We start from the raw sequence: 19475 nt of genomic DNA, 5'->3' as shown, positions 1-19475 counted from the left end.
TGGGTCAGGAGGGACGGCCATGGGCCACGTCGCCGCGCCTAGAGTCCGGTATTCGCTGACGTGCGTGATGCTGCTCGCCGCGGCCGGATGCGGTCAGTACCAGGCCGGCGCCGGGTCGGGCCCGGCCGGCGACCAGGTCACCGAGGGACTGGTCGGCGACCTGAAGAAGAGCGGGTTCCAGGTCAGTCCCGGATACGCGCGGCTCTACACCCAGCAGGACTGCAAGCAGTACACCTACCCGCTGCTGAAGAACTGCCTCGCGAACAACCCCGCGGCCCCGTACGTGCTGCCCGTCATGAAGAGATGGCCGGACGAGTACGTGAATCCGGCGACGGCGAACGTCTTCGGCCGGCCGCGCCCCGGCTACACGACGACCTACCGGCTCGATCCGCGGGACGCGGTCGTGATCTACGGGAAGATGCCTCCCCCGGCGCGCTACATGGCCCTGCAGACCTGGGAGTTCAGCCAGCGCGGGCACTGGAAGGCCGACGACTACCGGAAGTGGCAGCACACCGTCGTGCCCGAGCAGTACCTGTTCGACACGATCCCGCCCGGCGACCGGCGGTCGGAGCGCACCCAGAGCGTGTCCGCGCTCGGCGACACCGTCAACAACGTCGTCATGCAACGCCGGTCCGGCTATTCCTTCGGGAAGAACCGGTACTTCATCATCACCCCCAGCGCCACCACCGACCAGGCCGTGCGCCGGGCGCTGAAGGCCCAGGGCGTTCCCGACGAGGACATCTTCACCGAGCAGATCCCCGACCGCGACGCCTACGGCCCGGTCGGACCGCTGGGCATGGGCAAGGACGCCATCGACTTCACCACCCCGTTCCGGTACGCCGTCCCCGACCCCGGCCAGGAGCAGGCCGCGGACAAGTGGCGGAAGAACCCTCCGCTGTCCGTGATGCGCGTGCGCGCCCCCGAATCCGCGGGGCCCGTACGGCGCTACGGACCGCTGACCTTCGAGAAGCGGACCGGGAACAGCGAATCCCACCTGGCGGGCGACCTGCAGAACCTGATCGACGCCGTGTGCGACCGCACCACCACCGCGGCCCGCCTCCGCGCCGACGGCTGCAAACAGTCCTCGGCGTCCTCCCGGCTGGTCGACCCGGTGCGGGAGTACGGGTGGGCCGGACCGTACTGCCGCTCCATCAACATGAACTGCCTGGGCGACGAGCAGGACGCGATCTACTACCTGGGACGGCCGCCTCCGCTCGACTCCGGACAGGTCTACGCGGTGGTCGACACCCTCGCCACCGAAACCGGCAACGCCACCTACACCGCCCTGTCCGTCAACGACGCCTCCCTGCTGGCGGGCGTCGCGAACATCCTGGACACCGGCCTCAAGGGCTCCGCGGACGGCTACGCGAAGACGGTCCGCAACAGCGGCAAGTTCTTCGTGCACTACTTCACCAGGGACTGCCAGGTGCTGCGGGGCGTGCCTGGCTGGCCGAAGAACTGCACCGAGATCACCCCTCAGATGCTGCCGACGAGCTCGGACACGGCCGCGGAGGGCGACCCCGCCCTGCACGGCAAGTTCTTGCCCTCGCTGCGCGACTACATCAAGCCCGGAACCGCACGCGGACCGTACTCCGCAGAACTCCTGGCGCCGAGGATCCTGACGTTCACCCAGCCGGGGAAGTAGGCCGAAGCAGGCCGAAGCAGGGCGAAGCAGGCCGAAGCAGGCTGGGGGACCTTCTCCCGGCGCTGATCCGTCACGGCTCGGTGTCTCCGCTCGGTGTCTCCGCCCGGCTTCCCGCTCGGTGTCTCTGCTCGGTGTCTCCGCCCGGCTTCCCGCTCGGGCGGAGACACCGAGCCGTTCGGATCAGGTCAGAGCAGGCTCTCGTCCCGGACCGTCCAGCCCTCACCCAGCTCACGGCGCAGAGCGTCCAGGGCCGCGTGCGCCCGCTGCCGGAAGACCCGCAGCTCCTCGTCCGACCAGGGCGAGGGGCCCGGCGGGTACTCCCAGTCGATCGACGACTGATACCACTCGGACAACGCCGCCAGCTCCTCCCGGAGCGCCGCGCCGATCGGCAGCCGGTCCAGCTCGCAGGGGTAGCCGTACGGGCTGTCCATGTCCTCCGGCCACAGCGGGGTGTCTACGCCGGCCTCGAAGAAGAACCGCAGGCAATGGGTCACACGGCATCCTCTCAGGTCAGGCGTCCGCGGCCAGGCCGGCGTATGCGCTGGGCGGCCAGGCGGCGAGGATCTTGGGACGCAGGGTGGCGCCGAGGCGGCGGTAGAAGCGCTGCGCGTCGACGTTGCCGGCCTCCACGCCCCAGCGGATGAGCAGTCGCCCGGGTGCGGCCGACGCGGCGAGAGCGGCCATCAGCCGTCGGCCGGTGCCGGCGTCGCGGTGCCCGGGGCGGACGTAGAGGTCGTCGAGGTCGAGCACGTCGCCGCCGGTCCACAGGTGCAGCCGGCGGACCGCGGAGACGTAGCCGACCGCCGGGGCGCCACGCCCGGCCAGCAGGACGATCACCTCGGGGCGTCCGAGCAGGGCGCGCCACTGCTCGTCGGTGACGTGCACCTGCGCCGTCTGATCCTCGTGGGCGGCGATCTCGCGGACCATCGCGGCCACCTCGGGGGCGTCATCCGGTGTGGCCCGGCGGATCGTGATCTCGGTCATTGCGGGGAGTCCTCTCGCGGGGGTGGTGGTGGACGGGGCGGCGGGAGCGGGGGGACGGCTCCCGCCGCCGCGGCCGGGTTCGCGTGGCGCCGCGGGTGTCACCGACGGCGCCGCGCCGGGGCCGGCGCGTCAGCAGTGGGCGTACTCGTGCGGACGCAGCAGCATGGCCGCGGCCATCGCCGGGAGCATGAGCAGGTGGCCCCACAGCATCAGGGCGCCGCCGTCGATGAGTTCGAGCGCCAGCGGCACGAACAGCACCAGGAAGGGCAGGTACATGGCCGCGCCCATCTCGGCGATGGGTCGCCAGCGGTGGCCGCGGAACCTCATCCACGCGGACATGGCCACCGTCATGTTCGTCGCCATGATCAGCGCGCCGGTGTAGGGGTTGTGCATCAGCGCGGCGGCGCCGAGGACGTACATCCACACCGGGTGCAGGACCACCATGCCGACGGCCATGGCCACGACCATCTCGGCGAAGTGGAGGGCGAATTTCCTGGCGCTCAGGCGGTGGCCGTCGTGTGCCGCGGAGTCGGTGGGCGCGGGGGCCGCGGACGGGGCGGCGGTTCGGTTGTGCACGGTATGTCTCCAGTGGTGGGGTCGGGATGTCGGGGGCGGGGATGGGGGGCCGGTCACGGGACGAGGGTGAAACCGGCGTCGTCGACAGCGGCGGCGATGGCGGCGCGGTCGACGGGCCGGGAGACGGTGACGGTGACGCTGCCGGTGGCCGGGTCGACGGTGACGGACTCGACGCCGGCGACACCCGAGATCTCCTCGGTGACGGCGCGGACGCTGTGCGCGGAGGTCATGCCGGTGACTTCGAAGGTGGTCGAGCCGATGAACGTGCGGGGGGTGCCGGAAAGCACGGGAACTCCTCGTGGTGGTCTTGGTGGTCGTGGTGGTGACGCCGGGGTCGGGCAGCGGAGTCGGCCGCGGGGCGGCTGCGTCTCACCGGGGAAACCGCCGGGATCGGGCACGTCTCGGCCCTGCTCGCGGAATCGTTCGCAGTGGCGCGGTGCCGGGCTCGCCAACTGGCGTGGCGCGGTGCGGCGGGCGGCCGTAAGCCCTCGATCGCTGAATCCGTCGACAGGCCGGGCGCGGGGGCCGCGCGGGGGCCGCGTGTCGGCGCGGTCGCCGGTGATGCCGAAGGTGACCAGCGCCCGGTCCACGGCTTCATCGGCCCGGCGACGAGGCCTCCGGATCCTGCATCCTCCAGGCGACCACGACCAGCCAGACCATCCACGACACGTCCAGGACGAAGGCCAGCACGATGGCGATCGACTCCGTTCGGGAGAAGCCCGCGGAGCCGACGACCCAGCCCTGCACCAGGTAGCTGAGGCCGGAAAGCCCCATCAGGTGGACCACCGGCCGCGGGATCCGAGCCGCCCGCACGGCGGCGACCGCGCACAGGAGCAGGGCAAGGCCCAGGGCGAAGTCCTGGTAGCTCCTCACTCCCCACTCGAGCCAGCGGATGGCCTCGGCACTCGCGAAGCGCGCCGGCTTCTCGTCGGCCGGGGCGCTCGCCCACGCGTTCACGGCATGTTTGAGGGCGACCCCGTCCACTGCTTGGAGGACGCCGTACAGCGCCAGCGTCGCCGCCGCGGAAGCGGCACCGAATCGCCCTGCCCATCTCGCCGTTCCGCTGTGACCGTCCAGAGCGGAGAACAGGGCGAGCAGCCCTGCGAGGAGGATCGCCATGCCGGCGAATTGGCCGACGTGCACGAGTGTCCAGACCCCGCTGTCGGCGTAGGCGCTGAACACGGCGTGGTGGTCATTCGCGTCCCCGCCGGTGTGGAACTGGGTGACCGCGATGTACAGGAGCTGTCCGACGAGAAGCAGCATGGCGGAGCGGCGCAGTGACGTACGACGTGCGTCGGCGCGATCGCCGCTGATCGTCGCGAAGGGGGGTGCGGGGGTGCCGGAAAGCACGGGAACTCCTCGATGTTGTCGTGGTGGTGACGCTGGGGTCGGGTAGCAGAATCGGCCGCGGGGCGGCTGCGTCTCACCGGGAAAATCGCCGGGGCGATCGCCGGGTCCGCAGCGCGAGGAACAGGGCGAGCAGCGCTGCGAGGAGGGTCGCCATTCCCGCGCACCGGCCGAGGCGTGCCAGCGCCCGGACCGCGCTGCCGGCGTGAGCCCCGAACAGGGTGTGAGGGTCGTGCGCGTCGCCGCCGGTGGGGAACCGGGTGACCGCGAGGTACAGGACCTGGCCCGCGACGAGCAGCGTGGCGGACAGCCGTAGCGACGTGCGGCGTGCGGCGTGCCAGGGGCTTGGTGGGTTCGGGGGTGGCGCCCGGAGCGGGCGATGTGCTGGACACGGCAGGCCTCCGGGTGGCGTGCGGGTCGGGCTGCGGGCGGCTGCGGGTCGGGCGGTGTCACGGGAGCCTCGGGGCGCTGACGGCGGCGCCGGTCAGGAAGCAGAGTCGGCGCCGGACGGGGTGCGTCTCACCGGGGAAATCACCGGGATTTCCGCCGGGCTCGGGCCGACGGCGACGGCGACGGCGACGGCGACGGCGACGACGGGGACGGGGACGGGGACGGCGGCGACGTCGACGCCGATGCGGGCGGCGGCCCGGTGTGTGGTCGGATCTCGGTCCGGGGTCGGGTCCGGGGGCGGGTCCGGGGCCGTCCGGTGTGCCGGAAGTGCTCGATATCGTTGGGCTCGTGCTGGCCGGAAGGGACCTCGAACGCGCGGCAGTCTCCGCGCTGCTCGACGCTGCCCGGGCCGGCAACGGCGGTGCGCTGGTGGTGCGTGGCGTCGCCGGGGCCGGCAAGTCGGCGCTGCTGGCCGACGCGCTGTCGACCGCGCCGGACCTCCAGGTGCTGCGCACCTCCGGTGTGGAGTCCGAATCGCCGCTGGCCTTCGCCGCGCTGCAACGGCTGCTGTGGCCGCTGCGCGCCCGGATCGATGCCCTGCCGGCACCGCAGGCCGCGGCGCTGCGCGCGGCGATCGGTGAGGCCGAGGGCGAGGGCGACCGCTTCCTGGCGTTCCTCGGCACGCTGAGCCTGCTCGCCGACGCTGCCGAGAAGGCGCCGCTGCTGGTCATCGTCGACGACGCGCACTGGCTCGACGACGCGTCGGCCGCGGCGCTGCTGTTCGCCGCCCGCCGCGTGCAGGCCGAGCCCGTGGCGCTGCTGTTCGCCGCCCGCGACGGCGACGCCCGCCGTTTCGACGCCGGGGACCTGCCCGCCGTCGCGCTCGGCGGCGTGACCGGCGCCGACGCCGACGCGCTGCTGTCCGCCCACGCCGGGACCGACGTCGACCCGGCGGTGTGCGGCCGGCTGGTCGCGGGCACCGGCGGCAACCCGCTCGCGCTGGTCGAGCTGGCCGGGGTGCTCACCGCCGACCAGTTGGCCGGCCGGGCGCCGCTGCCCACTCCGTTGCCGCTGACCGGCGGCGTCGAGCGCGCCTTCCTCGACCGCTGCCGCCGCCTCGACGAGCCCGCGCAGCGGTTCCTGCTGGTCGCCGCGACCGACGACACGGGCCGGCTGACCGTGGTCCGGGAGGCCGCCGAACGCCTCGACGCCGCGGACGCCGCCCTGGACGCGGTGGAACGGTCCGGGCTGCTGCGCGTGGACGGCGACGCCGTAGCCCTCTACCACCCGCTGGTGCGCTCGGCGGTCTACCGGGCGGCCACCAGCGCGCAGCGCCGAGCCGCGCACCGTGCGCTCGCCGACGTGCTGACCGGCGACCCCGAGCGGCGGGCCTGGCACCTGGCCGCCGCCGCCGACCGGCCCGACGAGGACGTCGTCGCCGCCCTCGACGGGGTCGCCGAGCGCGCCGCGGCCCGCGGCGGCCACGAGGCGGCGGCCGCCGCCTGGGCCCGCGCCGCCGAACTCGACGAGGCCAGTGAGGCCCGCGGCCGACGGCTGTACCTGGCCGCGTCCTCGGCCTGGCTCGGCGCGCACCCCGCACGCGGCTCGGCGCTCGCCCGGGCCGCCGCGGCGGACGTGACCGATCCGCTGCTGCGGGCGCGACTGCTCGCCCTGCAGGGGCAGATCGAGTGGAACACCCGCTCGCTGAACGACGGCTACGACCTCGTCCTCCAGGCCGCCGAGACCGCCACCGGCGTGGACGCGGAGCTGGGGGCTCAGCTGGCGATGCTCGCCGCGTCGCTCGCGGCGTTCGGCGCCCGGTCCCCGCGCGCGGTGGACCCGACCGCGCTGGTGGCCGAGCCCGCCCCGGACGCGCCGCCCCGCGTTCGGGCCGCTCGGGCGCTGCTGCACGGCTTCGCCGCCGTCGCCCGCAGCGAGTGGGCGGCCGCCGCGGAGTCCTTCCGGCGCGCGTTCGCCCTCACCGACGCCGACCCGGTCGACGACCACATGTTGCAGCCCAACCTGGGCATCGCCGCGATGCTGATCGACGACGACGAGCGCGGACTGCGACTGCACGAGCAGCAGCTGACCACCGCCCGCAGCGCCGCCGCGCTCACCATGGTCGAGCACGCCCTCACCCGCGGCGTCCACTTCCAGATCGCGACCGGCGCCTGGCCGAAGGCCGCCGGCGCCGCCGCCGAGGCGCTGCCGCTGACCGCCGGCACCGGTCACCCGGGGCTGACCGCGCTGCCCACCGCGCAACTCGCCCTGATCGCGGCGTTGCGCGGGGACGACGATGCCGAGCGCCACCTGGACCGGGTCACCGAGATCCGGGACAGGCACCCGATCGGCATCACCGACCAGCTCGTCGCCGACCTGGCGCACTGGGCCCGTGGGCTGCGCGCGGCCGCGCAGCCGGCGACCGCGCTGCACCACCTCGAGCAGATCGAAGGGCCGGCGTTCCGGCGTCTGGCCGCCCTCGACCTGTTCGACGCCGCCGTCCGGGGCGCCCGCACCGACCTCGCCCACAGCCGGCTGGCCGAGCTGGAGCAGTTCGCCGCGGGGACCGGCGCGCCGTCCGCGACCGCGGTCGTCGAACACGGCCGCGCCCTGCTCGCCGGCGCCGGCGACGGCTGCGGCTGCGGCTGCGGCGACGCCGAGACCCACTTCCGGCGGGCACTCGCCGCGCACGCCGACTCGCCGCGGCTGCCCGACCGGGCCCGCACCCACCTGGCCTTCGGCGAGCACCTGCGCCGCGCCCGCCGCCGCGTCGACGCCCGAGAGCACCTGCGCACCGCGCTGGCGCTGTTCGAGGACCTCGGCGCCACCCCGTGGGCCGAACGGGCCGCGCAGGAACTGCGCGCCTCCGGCGAGACCGCCCGCCGCCGCGACGTCACCACCGCCACCGCGCTCACCCCGCAGGAACGCCAGGTCGCCGCCCTGGTCCGGCAGGGCCTGTCGAACCGGGACGTGGCCGCCCAGCTGTTCGTCAGTTCACGAACCGTCGACTTCCACCTGAGGAACTGCTACGCCAAACTGGGTGTCAGCTCCCGCGCCGAACTCACCGCCCTCCCGCTCGACCTGTGACCTCAACGGGTGATGACGGCGGCCTTCTCCAGCAGCCGGCGTGCCGCGGTCAGGGCGCCGTCCGTGTCCACCCGGCCCACCACGGCACGGGCAGTCCCGGCCGTCCGCGACTCGAGGGCACGGTCCAGCACCGCGGTGAGCGAACCGGCGGTCGGCTCACTCCCCGCGTGCACACCGCCGATTCCCAGCCGGTCGACGCGGTGAGCGAAGTGGCAGCCCGAACACAGGCGGTGCGTGGTGCGGCGACGGCAGCGTGACCGGGGCGAACGCGGCGTACACGTAGCCGATGCCGCGCTGCTCGGCCACCGAGTGGGCGGCGATCGCGAGAGCGCCGCCTCCCACGATCACATCGCACCCCGCAGCGGCCGAACCCACCGCCGCGAACTGATCCGCAACCGTGCCCTCGATCATCTGCCGCCGCTGCTCGGGCGTGGGCACGGCCCCCGCCGGCCGTTTCGCCGTGGCACGCAGCTCCGGGCCAACCGGACGGTAGGCGATGCCCAGGGACTCCGCCCACTCCTGAAAGTCGGGAGGCGCGCATACGACGGCGTCCTGCCCCGACTCCCGCAGTCGCAGGGCCAGAGCGATCACCGGCTGGACCTCTCCCCGTGAGCCGATCGTGGACAACAGCACCCGCATGGCAACCCCCCTCTTCCGCCGCGCCTGTCACGCGGAGCGCCCATGTTCGCCCAATATGGGGGCCTTGCGGCAAGATCCCCCATGCGATGTACGGTGAAGCGGGAGAGAGGGACGGGCGACGAGCCCGCCCGCCGGAGCCGCACCGAGGAGCCCCCGTACGCCGCGCCGACGGCTCGATCCGACACCGCGGCCGCCACGGCGACAACCCGCACCCGCGGGAATCCCAGGCAGGCCGCCCCTCCCGCGCGGCGTCACCGTCCGAAGGCGCCGGCGCCGCGGCAGCGACCGCAGGGCCCGCTGAACGGGCACGGAATCGCCTGGACGCCTCATGCGTTGAGGAGGTTGCGCATCGGGTGCCGGTGGGATGCGAACCGGGCAGCGCGAGTGACCAAGCACCAAGCCGACAAGTAATGGGAGGGCCGCAATGGCTGCGCAGACGCAGAGGGCCGTGCTGGCGGGCGGATGTTTCTGGGGGATGCAGGAGTTGATCCGCCGGCTTCCGGGCGTGACGGCGACCCGGGTCGGCTACACCGGGGGCGACGTGCCGAACGCGACGTACCGCAACCACGGCACGCACGCGGAGGCCATCGAGATCCTCTTCGACCCGGCGAAGACCGACTACCGCGCGATCCTGGAGTTCTTCTTCCAGATCCACGACCCGAGCACCAAGGACCGCCAGGGCAACGACATCGGCCTCAGCTACCGCTCGGCGATCTACTACGTCGACGACGAGCAGAAGCGGATCGCCGAGGACACGATCGCCGATGTGGACGCCTCCGGCCTGTGGCCGGGCAAGGTCGTCACCGAGGTGGAGCCGGTCGGCCCCTTCTGGGAGGCCGAGCCCGAGCACCAGGACTACCTGCAGCGCTACCCGAACGGCTACACCTGCCACTTCCCCCGCCCCGGTTGGCGGCTCCCGGCCCGCACGAAGCACTGACCACGAGAGACGCCCCGGCGAGACGGTCCTCTGTCCCTCCTTGGTGCCAGGAACCCAGCCGCCGCGCGTGAAGCAGACATCCCCGGCCGTCGAGGAAGATGTCCGCATGGCTGATCACTCTCCCGAGATACCCCCCATGCCACGGGTGAGTGACACCGGGGCGTACGCGCTCGCCGGTGACTCGGCGGACGCGGAGAGCTTCACCTTCGGCAGCGCCACCGTCGTGATCGGCGATGCCGGGACAGTGATCATCGTGGAGGCCGGGGACGCGCTCGACAGGAGCGGTGTGTGGAACGCCGACGAGGTCCGCCTCGTCGGCCCCGCGCCGGCGGCCGTACGGAAAAGGCTGGTGGATCAACCGACATGGGGCGCGGATGGCACGAAGCTGCCTGTTCACCTCATGGCTCTAGTCTCGGACGGCCTGGCACATCTCGGCACCGGGTCCGTGACTCGGGCCCGGACGGTACTGCATCCGGACCGCCACGAGCATGTTCTCACCGACTGCGTCCTTCGGCTCGATTCACCCTTGAGCAAGTCCGACCTGGACCGGGTCCGTCCTGCCCTCCCGCCGGCTGATCTCCCGAGCCTGGAGTGGCTCGGACACGTGAACACCGATCGGGCAACTGCGCTCGACCAACTCGTCACCGGCTGGTTCCCCACCGAGTCCAGGGTGTCCGAGCCGACACCGGTGCAGCCGCCTGTCCTCGACCTGCCGTACGGGCTGCGGCACTTCTACCGACTGGCACAGCACCACCCACGCTGCCTGGGGGTGCAGAACCGGATCCTTCCCGCGTCCAGGCGGCAGACCGACCCCACGGGGGAAATGCTCGTCTTCGGCGAAGAGAACCAGGGAGGGTTCTTCTGGTCGCTGCTGTGGACACTCGACGGCCCCGATGCCGATCCGACCGTCTGGTTCCGTGAGTACGACGAACCTCCGATCGCCGAGCAGGAACCCCTGAGCGGCTTCCTCATCCAGTTCTCGCTCTACGAAGCGTCCATGGGCGCCGATTACGTGGCCCTGGCGCATCGGCTCACCGCAGAGCAGGTCGACCGGCTCACCGAAGGACTTCTGCCCGTGCCCCTGCGCCCGTTCTTGCCCGGGGCCCCCACGCGCTTCTACGTGGCTCCAGGACTGGTCCTGCACGTCTCGGACGAAGGAGGCGACAACGGTTTCAGCGCCTGGGCCGACGCTGCCCACCGCAGTGCTCTCGCCCCCCTGGCCGACGCCCCGGTCGAGTGGAGCAACTTCGACGGCTGACCGGACCGCCTCTGTCGCTGGTGCAAAGTGACGTGCGCCGTTCAAACCTGGATCGTCAGGGTGCGTCATCATGGGCACGGACATCCACGGCGGAGTCGCTGCCGTCGACGCGGCATCGCCAGCCGGTGTCCCGTCGGCGGTCGTCGGCGTTCGTGTCCCTGGTGGGCGGGCCGCCTCTGGACCGTCGCAACACTTCAGAACGTGTGGAGTTGGACCACCGGCGATCTGGCCTGCGCTTACGAGCCACTGACCGCGGGAGCCGTCTTGGGTGCGGGGCGGCGGGTCCACAGAGACAGGTCACTGCTCGTCGCGACGGCGATGGTCTCGCCGGAGGGAGAGAAACCGAAGGTTCGAAGTTCCGAGTATGTGGAGTGGAAGATGTGCCACCACTGCTCTCCGTACGGGCCGGAGTGAGGAAGTCCGCCGTCGACCGAGAGCAGCACACGATCGTTGGGCCATGCCGGGGTGACGGCCTCCAGAGTCCAGCCGTCCTTGGTCGTGGTGTGCAGCCCTCCCCCGAAGAGCCCTGCGATGTGTACGCGGCTGTCGGCGATCGGTCCCAGTCCGGGGCAGGTCAGGTCGGCGACCGCGTCGGGGGTGCTGTCATCGGGGCCGGGGTCGCGGTCCCTGGCGATCTTTTCGCCGGTGACGGCGTCGAAGAGACCGTGACCGTCGTGCGAGACGGCCATGACCAGGTCATGGCCGCTGTCGGGATGCGACGCGAAGCCGATGCCGAGCAGTCCACCGATGGGAACTCCGTACGTGTGCTCGAAGACGGGCCGCCAAGGCGCGGGCGCCGGAACGACAGGGGCCGCGAGCAACCGGTCTCGTAGTGCCCGCTGGTAGGGAGAGACTTCCGGTTCACTGACGGGTCGCTCCGCGGGAGTTGCCTTCTTGATCTGCTTCGCCACCTCTTCATGTTCTCGCTCGGCGGGCTGCCGCGCGAAGCCGGGCAGTTGAGAAGATCACGGGCGCGGCCGGCCCAAGGGTTCTCGCACCACGTCCCGAGCCCGGCGAGACAGCGCGAATCGCGGTCGCCGCGCTGCGATCCCTCTGGCAAACCCCATGTGCCGAACCGTCGGGAGAGCGGTGAAGATCCACCTATGCCACCGGAACAGCACGATGCGCCTTGATCACGGATGGAGTCGGTGAACGAGGCTTGATGACCCACGTCAAGCCATGTTCACAGACCTTTCCAGCGGGCGATTCACGGCTGGGGCGGAGCCCTGATCGCCGACGTTGACCATGTACACGCGTCATGCACACAATCTGCGGGCCCGCGAAGCCCGCGGGCTGCACGGGGAGGGGCACCATGTGCGGCAACTGCGGCAACCGCGAGACCATCGCTGCGCTCGCGCGGAATCCTGCCGCGCCGGCAGAGGTCTTGATCAGGCTGCTGTGCGAGGAAGCAAAAGCGGCCTGGGACGTGATCGCCTGGCGCGCTCTGCCGGACGGGGTGGTGAACGCCATCGTCACGCATCCCGACCACAGGCTGCGGGCGGCGTTCGCTGCGAACCCCGGAGTGACGGCGGAACAACGCGCTCGGCTCGTGAACGATCCCGATCCACGTGTCCGCCACGCTCTGGCCGACGGACCCGACTGGTTCCGCATCCCCGTGGAGCCTCTGCCGCTGTCCATCCAGCAGCGACTGCTTGCCGACCCGGAACCGCGGGTCCGCCGGAGCGCAGCCTTCTGCCGCCACACAGCTCCAAACCTGGTCGCCGGGCTCGCCGGCCACCAGGACGCGGACCTTCGCCGTGCGGCCTGCGACCAGTGGACGCTACTGGCCGAGGATGAGCGAAGCCGTCTGCTCCGCGACGCCGATGACGAAGTACGTCAGGCGGCCATGATGCAGGCCTGCCGCGACGACGAGGGCTGTACGGACCTTCTTCTCGGCGCGGGACTCGGCCGCTTCGCCAGGCAGGAAGTGATCCGGTACGGCGCGATGAGCGCGGCGACCGCCGAACGACTCGCGGCAAGCCCGGAAGAGGAGGACCGGCGGGAGTTGGCGGCCAACCTCAACGTCCCCATCGACATCGTCAGGACGTTGGCGAACGACGATGCGCACAGTGTCCGGCTGGCGGTGTCGGTAAGACCCGAACTGACGGAGCCCGAACGCACCGCGATCGACATCACCATCAAGCCGTCCGACCGGCTCCATCCCGTCGAATGGGTGCGCCTCTGCGCCGATCCTGACGTCCTGCGCCAGTGCGCGAAGTCCTCCAACACCCTGCTACGGCGCAGCGCGGCCTACAGCCGACACCTGCCCGCAGACGCCGTCGATCTGCTTTCCGAGGACGACGACTACCCCGTACGACTCCTGCTCTGTGAGAACCAGCCGACCGTCGACGGCGAGGTGGTGCTGCAGACGTACCTGGACTGCAATGTCATCACCAAGGGAGGACTCCTGGGCCACCCGAACTTCCCGCGCGTGGGTAACGGACAGCGCTTCGCCGATGACCCGGACCCGAACAAGCGGTGGCTGGTGGGACTCGACTCCGAGGCACCCGTCGACACAGTGGTCCGGTTGCTCACCGACGCCGACGAGCGTGTCCGTGCCATGGCAGCCGCGCACCCCGCGCTGCCGATAGACCTTGTGCTTCAAAGCTGCCGGAATCCGGAAACCGCCGCCCACGCTCTCAGCAACCCGAGCCTTCCCACGCAGACCATGCACCAGTTCCTGGACGATGCAGGCGTCCCTCGCTGACACGCACTGATCAGAAGCCCAGAGCAGGCACCTCCGACACCGCTCGCCAGGACGTGGCGAAGTCTGTGAACGCGCCCCGCAGGGAAGCGGCCGACGCGGATGGCGGGCAGTCGGGGCGTGAGGCTGTGCGGGAAACGGTGTCGAAGTGTTCCGGGGGCCGGAGGTGCGGGGCCGGCCGCCTTGACGTACGTGCGGGGTCCGCCGGGTAGTCCGGCCGCACCGGACCCGGGTGGTCAGTGCGGGAGGGTTGCCGGGCTGCCGCCGTTCGCCTCGTAGCCTGCCACTGCCAGGGCGCGGTAGACCGCGAACTCCGCCGCCGGGTCGGCCGACAGGGTCCAGGGCAGGGCGCCGACGTGACCGTCGATGTGTATGAGCTGGTTCATGGCCTCGGACCAGCGTTCGGCGCGCACCAGGAAGAACACCAGCATGTGGCGCACGTGCGCCAGCATCGGGTCGTCCGGGCGGGCCGAGTGGACGGCGTGCAGCGCGCCGTGGATCGCCTTGGTGACGACCTCGCTCTGGTAGAAGCTGCTGACCAGGTTCACCTCGGGGAGGTGCTCGAAGACCGCGAAGAGGGGCATCGCCGCGAGGAGGGAACCCCGCGGGGCGCGGGCGGCGGCGGCCTCCGCGAAGGAGTACGCCAGCTCCCGCGAGCCGTGCCACTTCTCGCACCAGTAGTGCAGGGCCGCCAGGTGCGCGCCCATGTGCGCCGGCGCGCGGTCCAGGATCTTCAGCCAGAGCTGCTCGAACTCGGGCCGCGGGTAGGCCAGGCCGCGCGCCACCGACAGTTCGACGATGTACGGGATCGGATCGCCGGGCGCGAGGAGGGCCGCGTCGGCGCACGCCGACCTCGCCTCCTCCATGATGATGCGGAACTCGTCGGTGCCCGGCGTCGACGTCCGCCACGCCTGCTGCACCAGGAACTCCGCGTGCACGGCGGCCCCGCCCGCGTCCTTGGGCTGTTCGGCGCGCCACACCCGCAGCCACTGCCCACCCGGCATCTCGCCGACCCCGCCCGGCCGCTGCTGCAGCTCCAGCGACGCGGCGCCCGCGAAGGCCTGCACCCGCTGCCAGCGCGCCTCGCCCTCCGTCTCCGTGCCGGCCAGCAGCTGCGCCGCCGCGTGGTAGTCCTGTGTGCGCTGCACCAGGTCCAGGACGTCCAGCAGGTCCTGGTCGGGTCCGGGCATGCGGACGTCCAGCTCCTCTTCCCGCACGAACCCGTAGTTCTCCGGGTCGGCGGCGTCCGGGTGGCCGGCCGGAACCTGCTCGATCATGCCGCGCCGCCGCCGCAGCACGGGCAGCAGCACGAAGCTGATCATGACCAGCGCCATGAGGACCCACAGAATCTCCATGCCTCAAGCGTTCCAGACACCGCCGACAATTGGCCAACCCGGTCCGCGGACCTGTGGAAAACCTCCGCGCCGGGTCCGGGCGACGGGCCGTCGCGCCGCCGCCCGTTCCTCGCCGGCCGCCGTCCCGCCCGCGAGCGCACCGGCCGCCACCCGTCGCCCGGGCCGCGAGCGCACTAGTCTCGGTGCGCATGAGCGACAGGCACATCAGTCAGCATTTCGAGACCCTCGCGATCCATGCGGGCAACACCGCCGATCCCCTCACCGGCGCGGTCGTCCCGCCGATCTACCAGGTGTCGACCTACAAGCAGGACGGCGTCGGCGGCCTGCGCGGCGGCTACGAGTACAGCCGCAGCGCCAACCCGACCAGAACCGCCCTGGAAGAGAACCTCGCGGCCCTCGAGGGCGGCCGCCGCGGTCTCGCGTTCGCGTCCGGGCTGGCGGCCGAGGACTGCCTGCTGCGTACGCTGCTCAGCCCCGGTGACCACGTGGTCATCCCCAACGACGCGTACGGCGGCACGTTCCGGCTGTTCGCCAAGGTCGTCTCCCGGTGGGGCGTGGAGTGGTCGGTCGCCGACACCTCCGACCCGTCCGCCGTCCGGGCCGCCCTCACCCCGAAGACCAAGGCGGTGTGGGTGGAGACCCCCTCCAACCCGCTGCTCGGCGTCACCGACATCGCCGCCGTCGCCCAGGTCGCCCAGGACGCGGGTGCCAGGCTGGTCGTCGACAACACCTTCGCCACGCCGTACCTGCAGCAGCCGTTGGCGCACGGCGCGGACGTCGTCGTGCACTCCCTGACCAAGTACATGGGCGGCCACTCCGACGTCGTCGGCGGTGCGCTGATCGTCAGCGACCCCGAGCTGGGCGAGGAACTGGCGTTCCACCAGAACGCGATGGGCGCGGTCGCCGGGCCGTTCGACTCCTGGCTGGTGCTGCGCGGCACCAAGACGCTGGCGGTGCGCATGGACCGGCACAGCGAGAACGCCGCCAAGGTCGCCGACATGCTCAGCCGTCACGCGCGCGTGACGCGCGTGCTGTACCCGGGGCTGCCCGACCACCCCGGGCACGAGGTCGCCGCCAAGCAGATGCGGGCGTTCGGCGGCATGGTGTCCTTCCAGGTCGAGGGCGGCGAGGAGGCGGCCGTCGAGGTGTGCAACCGGGCCAAGGTGTTCACGCTCGGGGAGTCCCTCGGCGGCGTCGAGTCCCTGATCGAGCACCCGGGGCGGATGACGCACGCGTCCGCGGCCGGCTCGGCCCTCGAGGTGCCCGGCGATCTGGTGCGCCTGTCCGTCGGCATCGAGAACGTCGACGACCTCCTGGAGGACCTGCAGCAGGCGCTCGCCTAGGCCACGCCGGGCCCGGCGGGCGCGGGGATCACCAGTCGGTGAGCGGTGGGGTCGTCTGCGAGGGCGGCTCCACCCACGGGCGCGCGGTCATCGCCCACACCAGGAACGCCACGCTCGCGGCGAGCAGCAGCAGGTACAGCAGACGGCGGGCGGCGGCCTTGCGGCGCAGCAGGCGCGAGCCGCGGCGCACGACCTCCGCGTGCAGGTCAGGCGGGACGGGCGGTGGCACCCGTTCCATGATCTGCCGTGCGGTGGCCTCCCGCTGGGCCCGGTTCATTCCCGCCACCCCCTGTCGGCGTCCCTCATGACGGCACCGCCTTCGCGCCGCCCCGCACCGCCGGGGCGGCCGGCCGGCGCGGCGGATGCAGCAGGGTCGCCGTCGCCCGGTCGCAGATCGTCCGCACGCGTTCCACCGGCAGGCCGAGCAGTGCCGCCGTCTGTTCCTCGCCGACCCCCTCGTACAGCCTGAGGACGATGATCAAGCGCTCCTGCGGTGCGAGCAGGGCCAGCGCGCTGCCCGGGGCCGGGCGGCCCCGGCCCAGCGCCCCGTACTGGTGCCAGGCCGCGCGGGCGAAGCGGGTGGCCAGGTACTGGCGGGCGCGGTCGTACGGGTCCTCGCCGCGCAGCCGGTCCCAGCACGCGTACGTGTGCGCGAGGGCATGGGTCAGCAGTCGCCGCGCGCGCGGGTTGTCGTCCGGCGCCTCCGCGGTGAGCAGCGTGGCGGCGTGCAGCAGTCGCCCTGCCGCACCCGCGACGAACGCCTCGAACTCCCGCTCTCGGCGCTCGCCCCGCGACGCATGCCGTCGTCGCACCGCTCCTCCCGCCCGAACGCCCTGAGGGACCCGGGTCCGGCCGCCACGGCCCGGCGGAACCGCGTGCGACGGGGGCCCGGTCTCATATGAGGCCAGGCGTGGCCTTTCGGTCAAGAGCAAGGCGCACTCGGGTACGCCGGTCGAGCGGCGGAACTCCGCCGCGCCGCCCGCCTCGGCGGCGCCGTACGCCCTCGTGCACCCCCGCGCACCTGTGAATTCCGCCGCGCGCCGGCGTACGGCACCGACACGCGTGCGTGGAGTCCGGGCCAGCGGCGGAGGGGGCACTTCCGGCCGGTCTACGACTCCGGCGGGGCCTCCGGGCCGGACACCCCCTGGGTCGCCATCCGGGCGGACAGCGCGCCGTTGAAGCGGGTGAGGAGCGCGCAGAACGTCTCGCGTTCCTCCGGCGCCCAGTCCTGGGTCAGCTCGGCCATCAACTGCCGCCGGGAGGAGCGGACTTCCGCCAGCCGGGACTGCCCGCGCGGGGACAGTTGGAGGACCACGGCCCGCCCGTCGTCGGGGTGCGAGGTCCGCTTGACGAGGCCGGTGTCGACGAGCGGTGCCACCTGCCGGGTGACCGTCGAGGAGTCGATGCCCATGCTCGCGGCGAGCGCCTTGACGCCCATCGGGCCTTCCTTGTCGAGGCGGTTGAGCAGCAGGTAGGCGGCGCGGTCCATGGAGTTGCGCACCTGCCCGACTCCGCCGAGCCGGGTCTGTTCGGCGCGGCGGGCGAAGACCGCCACCTCGTGCTGCAGCGTTTCGAGGAGACCGGTGTCACCGGCGGTCGTCATGTCCATCGACATTTCAGGTGTTGTGGGCATGGCCGGGGGCTCACTTCATGAAGGGGGTGCTGGAATGGGGGACAGAGTACGCGGCCGGGGCGTGGGCCGTACCGGCGCTGCGCAAACCAGTCTCGGAGCGTGGTCATTGCGGTGCCGCCCGCCCGTGAACTGCGATGCTTGAGTCATGAGCTACAGCACGGCTGACTCCTATCGTCCCGTGACCCTCGACGACGTGCGCGGCGCACAGAAGATGCTCTCGGGCGTCGCGCGGGTGACGGCGATGGAAGGCAGCAGGCACCTGTCCCAGCTGGTGGGCGGGCCGGTCCACCTCAAGTGCGAGAACCTCCAGCGGACGGGGTCCTTCAAGCTGCGGGGCGCCTACGTCCGCATCGCCGGGCTGCTGCCCGAGGAGCGGGCCGCCGGGGTGGTCGCCGCGAGCGCGGGCAACCACGCGCAGGGGGTCGCCCTGGCGTCGTCGCTGCTCGGGGTGCGCGCGACGGTGTTCATGCCGAAGGGCGCCCCGCTACCGAAGATCAGCGCGACCCGGGAGTACGGCGCCGAGGTGCGGCTGCACGGGCAGGTGGTCGACGAGACGCTGGCGGCCGCGCAGGCGTACGCGGCCGAGACGGGGGCGGTGTTCATCCACCCCTTCGACCACCCCGACATCATCGCGGGGCAGGGCACCGTGGGCCTGGAGATCCTGGAGCAGTGCCCGGAGGTGCGCACGATCGTCGTCGGCATCGGCGGGGGAGGCCTCGTGGCCGGCATAGCGGTCGCGGTGAAGGCGCTCAGGCCGGATGTGCGGATCGTCGGCGTGCAGGCGGAGGGCGCGGCGGCCTACCCGCCCTCGCTCGCGTCCGGCCGGCCGGTGTCGATCGACAACCCGGTCACCATGGCCGACGGCATCAGGGTCGGGCGGCCCGGCGACGTGCCGTTCGGGATCGTCCGCGACCTGGTGGACGAGGTCCGCACGGTCAGCGAGGACGAGCTGTCCACCGCGCTGCTGCTGTGCCTGGAGCGGGCCAAGCTGGTCGTCGAACCGGCCGGGGCGAGCCCGGTCGCGGCGCTGCTGAGCGCTCCGAGGACCTTCGAGCCGCCGGTCGTGGCGGTGCTGTCCGGCGGCAACGTCGACCCGCTGCTCATGCAGCGCGTGCTGCGGCACGGTATGGCCGCGCAGGGCCGCTACCTGGCGGTTCGGCTGCGCCTGACGGACCGGCCGGGCGCGCTCGCGACGCTTCTCGGGGCGTTGTCAGTGGTGGACGCTAACGTGCTCGACGTGAGCCATATCCGGACCGACCCACGGCTCGGGCTCACGGAGGCGGAGGTCGAGCTGCACCTGGAGACGAAGGGGCCGGAGCACTGCGCCGAGGTCGGCAGGGCGCTGCGCGAGGCGGGTTACACGGTCATCGAGTGAGCCGCCGGGCACGCGGCGGCCCGGCTCGGGGCGAACCCGGCTCGGGGTGAACCCGGTTCCGGGGCTGAAGGCCCAGCTCAGAGGCGTCTTCGTCGCTCGTTCGGGTAAATGCGTTTGAGAGACGCGATACATCGCGTTACGGTGTGTCTCGTGCCATCGCCGCCCTCACCGCCCGCCGGGCGGAGCAAAAAGCACGAACCTA

The 19475-nt window shown here is 72.3% G+C and carries 19 protein-coding genes; 7 read left to right on the top strand and 12 right to left on the bottom strand.

All coding sequences use genetic code 11. The features are described from left to right. Positions 1-19: 19 nt before the first annotated feature. On the top strand, positions 20-1645 hold the full coding sequence (locus ACH4ZX_RS06340; RefSeq protein WP_398268324.1) for a hypothetical protein: 1626 nt from the start codon (positions 20-22) through the stop codon (positions 1643-1645). 185 nt (positions 1646-1830) lie between these two features. Here the strand turns inward: ACH4ZX_RS06340 and ACH4ZX_RS06335 are convergent, their stop codons facing one another. The 5 genes from ACH4ZX_RS06335 to ACH4ZX_RS06315 form a co-directional block, all read right to left on the bottom strand. Next, positions 1831-2139: a hypothetical protein gene (locus tag ACH4ZX_RS06335; protein WP_398268321.1), complete on the bottom strand. Its 309-nt coding sequence runs from the start codon at positions 2137-2139 to the stop codon at positions 1831-1833. Between the two features lie 16 nt (positions 2140-2155). Then, the gene (locus tag ACH4ZX_RS06330) at positions 2156-2629 is read right to left on the bottom strand and encodes a GNAT family N-acetyltransferase (RefSeq protein WP_398268318.1); all 474 of its coding nucleotides are present in this window, start codon (positions 2627-2629) and stop codon (positions 2156-2158) included. 129 nt (positions 2630-2758) lie between these two features. After that, on the bottom strand, positions 2759-3205 hold the full coding sequence (locus ACH4ZX_RS06325) for a hypothetical protein (protein ID WP_398268315.1): 447 nt from the start codon (positions 3203-3205) through the stop codon (positions 2759-2761). A 53-nt stretch (positions 3206-3258) separates the two neighbouring features. Further along, the gene (locus tag ACH4ZX_RS06320) at positions 3259-3492 is read right to left on the bottom strand and encodes a heavy-metal-associated domain-containing protein (protein ID WP_398268312.1); all 234 of its coding nucleotides are present in this window, start codon (positions 3490-3492) and stop codon (positions 3259-3261) included. 307 nt (positions 3493-3799) lie between these two features. Then, positions 3800-4555: a hypothetical protein gene (locus ACH4ZX_RS06315; protein ID WP_398268309.1), complete on the bottom strand. Its 756-nt coding sequence runs from the start codon at positions 4553-4555 to the stop codon at positions 3800-3802. A gap of 735 nt (positions 4556-5290) precedes the next feature. Here ACH4ZX_RS06315 and ACH4ZX_RS06310 point away from each other — a divergent pair. Next, positions 5291-8029, top strand: coding sequence for an AAA family ATPase (locus tag ACH4ZX_RS06310; RefSeq protein WP_398268306.1), 2739 nt, complete (start codon positions 5291-5293; stop codon positions 8027-8029). 2 nt (positions 8030-8031) lie between these two features. Here ACH4ZX_RS06310 and ACH4ZX_RS06305 read toward each other — a convergent pair whose 3' ends face one another. Both ACH4ZX_RS06305 and ACH4ZX_RS06300 read right to left on the bottom strand, forming a co-directional pair. Continuing rightward, positions 8032-8202, bottom strand: coding sequence for a hypothetical protein (locus tag ACH4ZX_RS06305; protein WP_398268304.1), 171 nt, complete (start codon positions 8200-8202; stop codon positions 8032-8034). After that, on the bottom strand, positions 8186-8668 hold the full coding sequence (locus ACH4ZX_RS06300) for a glycosyltransferase (RefSeq protein ID WP_398268301.1): 483 nt from the start codon (positions 8666-8668) through the stop codon (positions 8186-8188). The genes ACH4ZX_RS06305 and ACH4ZX_RS06300 overlap by 17 nt, the downstream gene beginning before the upstream one ends. Positions 8669-9092: 424 nt before the next feature. Between ACH4ZX_RS06300 and msrA the strand changes: the two genes are divergently transcribed. Together msrA and ACH4ZX_RS06290 are read left to right on the top strand one after the other, a co-directional pair. Then, entirely contained in the window at positions 9093-9605 is a 513-nt protein-coding gene (gene msrA, locus ACH4ZX_RS06295; RefSeq protein ID WP_398268298.1) for a peptide-methionine (S)-S-oxide reductase MsrA, read from the top strand. A gap of 223 nt (positions 9606-9828) precedes the next feature. Beyond that, entirely contained in the window at positions 9829-10863 is a 1035-nt protein-coding gene (locus ACH4ZX_RS06290; protein ID WP_398268295.1) for a hypothetical protein, read from the top strand. Positions 10864-11099: 236 nt separating this feature from the next. Here ACH4ZX_RS06290 and ACH4ZX_RS06285 read toward each other — a convergent pair whose 3' ends face one another. After that, positions 11100-11774, bottom strand: a complete 675-nt coding sequence (locus ACH4ZX_RS06285) for a hypothetical protein (protein WP_398268293.1) — start codon at positions 11772-11774, stop codon at positions 11100-11102. 401 nt (positions 11775-12175) lie between these two features. Here ACH4ZX_RS06285 and ACH4ZX_RS06280 point away from each other — a divergent pair, with 401 nt between their 5' ends. Beyond that, on the top strand, positions 12176-13570 hold the full coding sequence (locus ACH4ZX_RS06280; RefSeq protein WP_398268290.1) for a hypothetical protein: 1395 nt from the start codon (positions 12176-12178) through the stop codon (positions 13568-13570). A 233-nt stretch (positions 13571-13803) separates the two neighbouring features. Here the strand turns inward: ACH4ZX_RS06280 and ACH4ZX_RS06275 are convergent, their stop codons facing one another. After that, the gene (locus tag ACH4ZX_RS06275; RefSeq protein ID WP_398268287.1) at positions 13804-14922 is read right to left on the bottom strand and encodes a hypothetical protein; all 1119 of its coding nucleotides are present in this window, start codon (positions 14920-14922) and stop codon (positions 13804-13806) included. A gap of 188 nt (positions 14923-15110) precedes the next feature. On the opposite strand from ACH4ZX_RS06275, the gene ACH4ZX_RS06270 reads away from it, so the two are divergent. After that, on the top strand, positions 15111-16265 hold the full coding sequence (locus tag ACH4ZX_RS06270; RefSeq protein ID WP_398268284.1) for a cystathionine gamma-synthase: 1155 nt from the start codon (positions 15111-15113) through the stop codon (positions 16263-16265). Between the two features lie 28 nt (positions 16266-16293). Here ACH4ZX_RS06270 and ACH4ZX_RS06265 read toward each other — a convergent pair whose 3' ends face one another. The 3 genes from ACH4ZX_RS06265 to ACH4ZX_RS06255 form a co-directional block, all read right to left on the bottom strand. Next, positions 16294-16542, bottom strand: a complete 249-nt coding sequence (locus tag ACH4ZX_RS06265) for a hypothetical protein (protein ID WP_398268281.1) — start codon at positions 16540-16542, stop codon at positions 16294-16296. A gap of 25 nt (positions 16543-16567) precedes the next feature. After that, positions 16568-17077: a sigma factor-like helix-turn-helix DNA-binding protein gene (locus ACH4ZX_RS06260; protein ID WP_398268278.1), complete on the bottom strand. Its 510-nt coding sequence runs from the start codon at positions 17075-17077 to the stop codon at positions 16568-16570. Between the two features lie 296 nt (positions 17078-17373). Then, complete coding sequence (locus ACH4ZX_RS06255) at positions 17374-17880, bottom strand: MarR family transcriptional regulator (protein WP_360742246.1); 507 nt, start codon at positions 17878-17880, stop codon at positions 17374-17376. Positions 17881-18043: 163 nt separating this feature from the next. Between ACH4ZX_RS06255 and ilvA the strand changes: the two genes are divergently transcribed. Continuing rightward, a complete protein-coding gene (gene ilvA, locus ACH4ZX_RS06250) occupies positions 18044-19273 on the top strand; it encodes a threonine ammonia-lyase (protein ID WP_398268275.1) in 1230 nt (409 codons plus the stop codon). Positions 19274-19475 lie beyond the last annotated feature (202 nt).

It is taken from the genome of Streptomyces sp. NPDC020490, from assembly GCF_044335305.1.
Taxonomy (GTDB): Bacteria; Actinomycetota; Actinomycetes; order Streptomycetales; family Streptomycetaceae; genus Streptomyces.
Note: the sequence above shows the minus strand (reverse complement) of the source record. Positions and strands in the feature narration are given on the sequence as shown.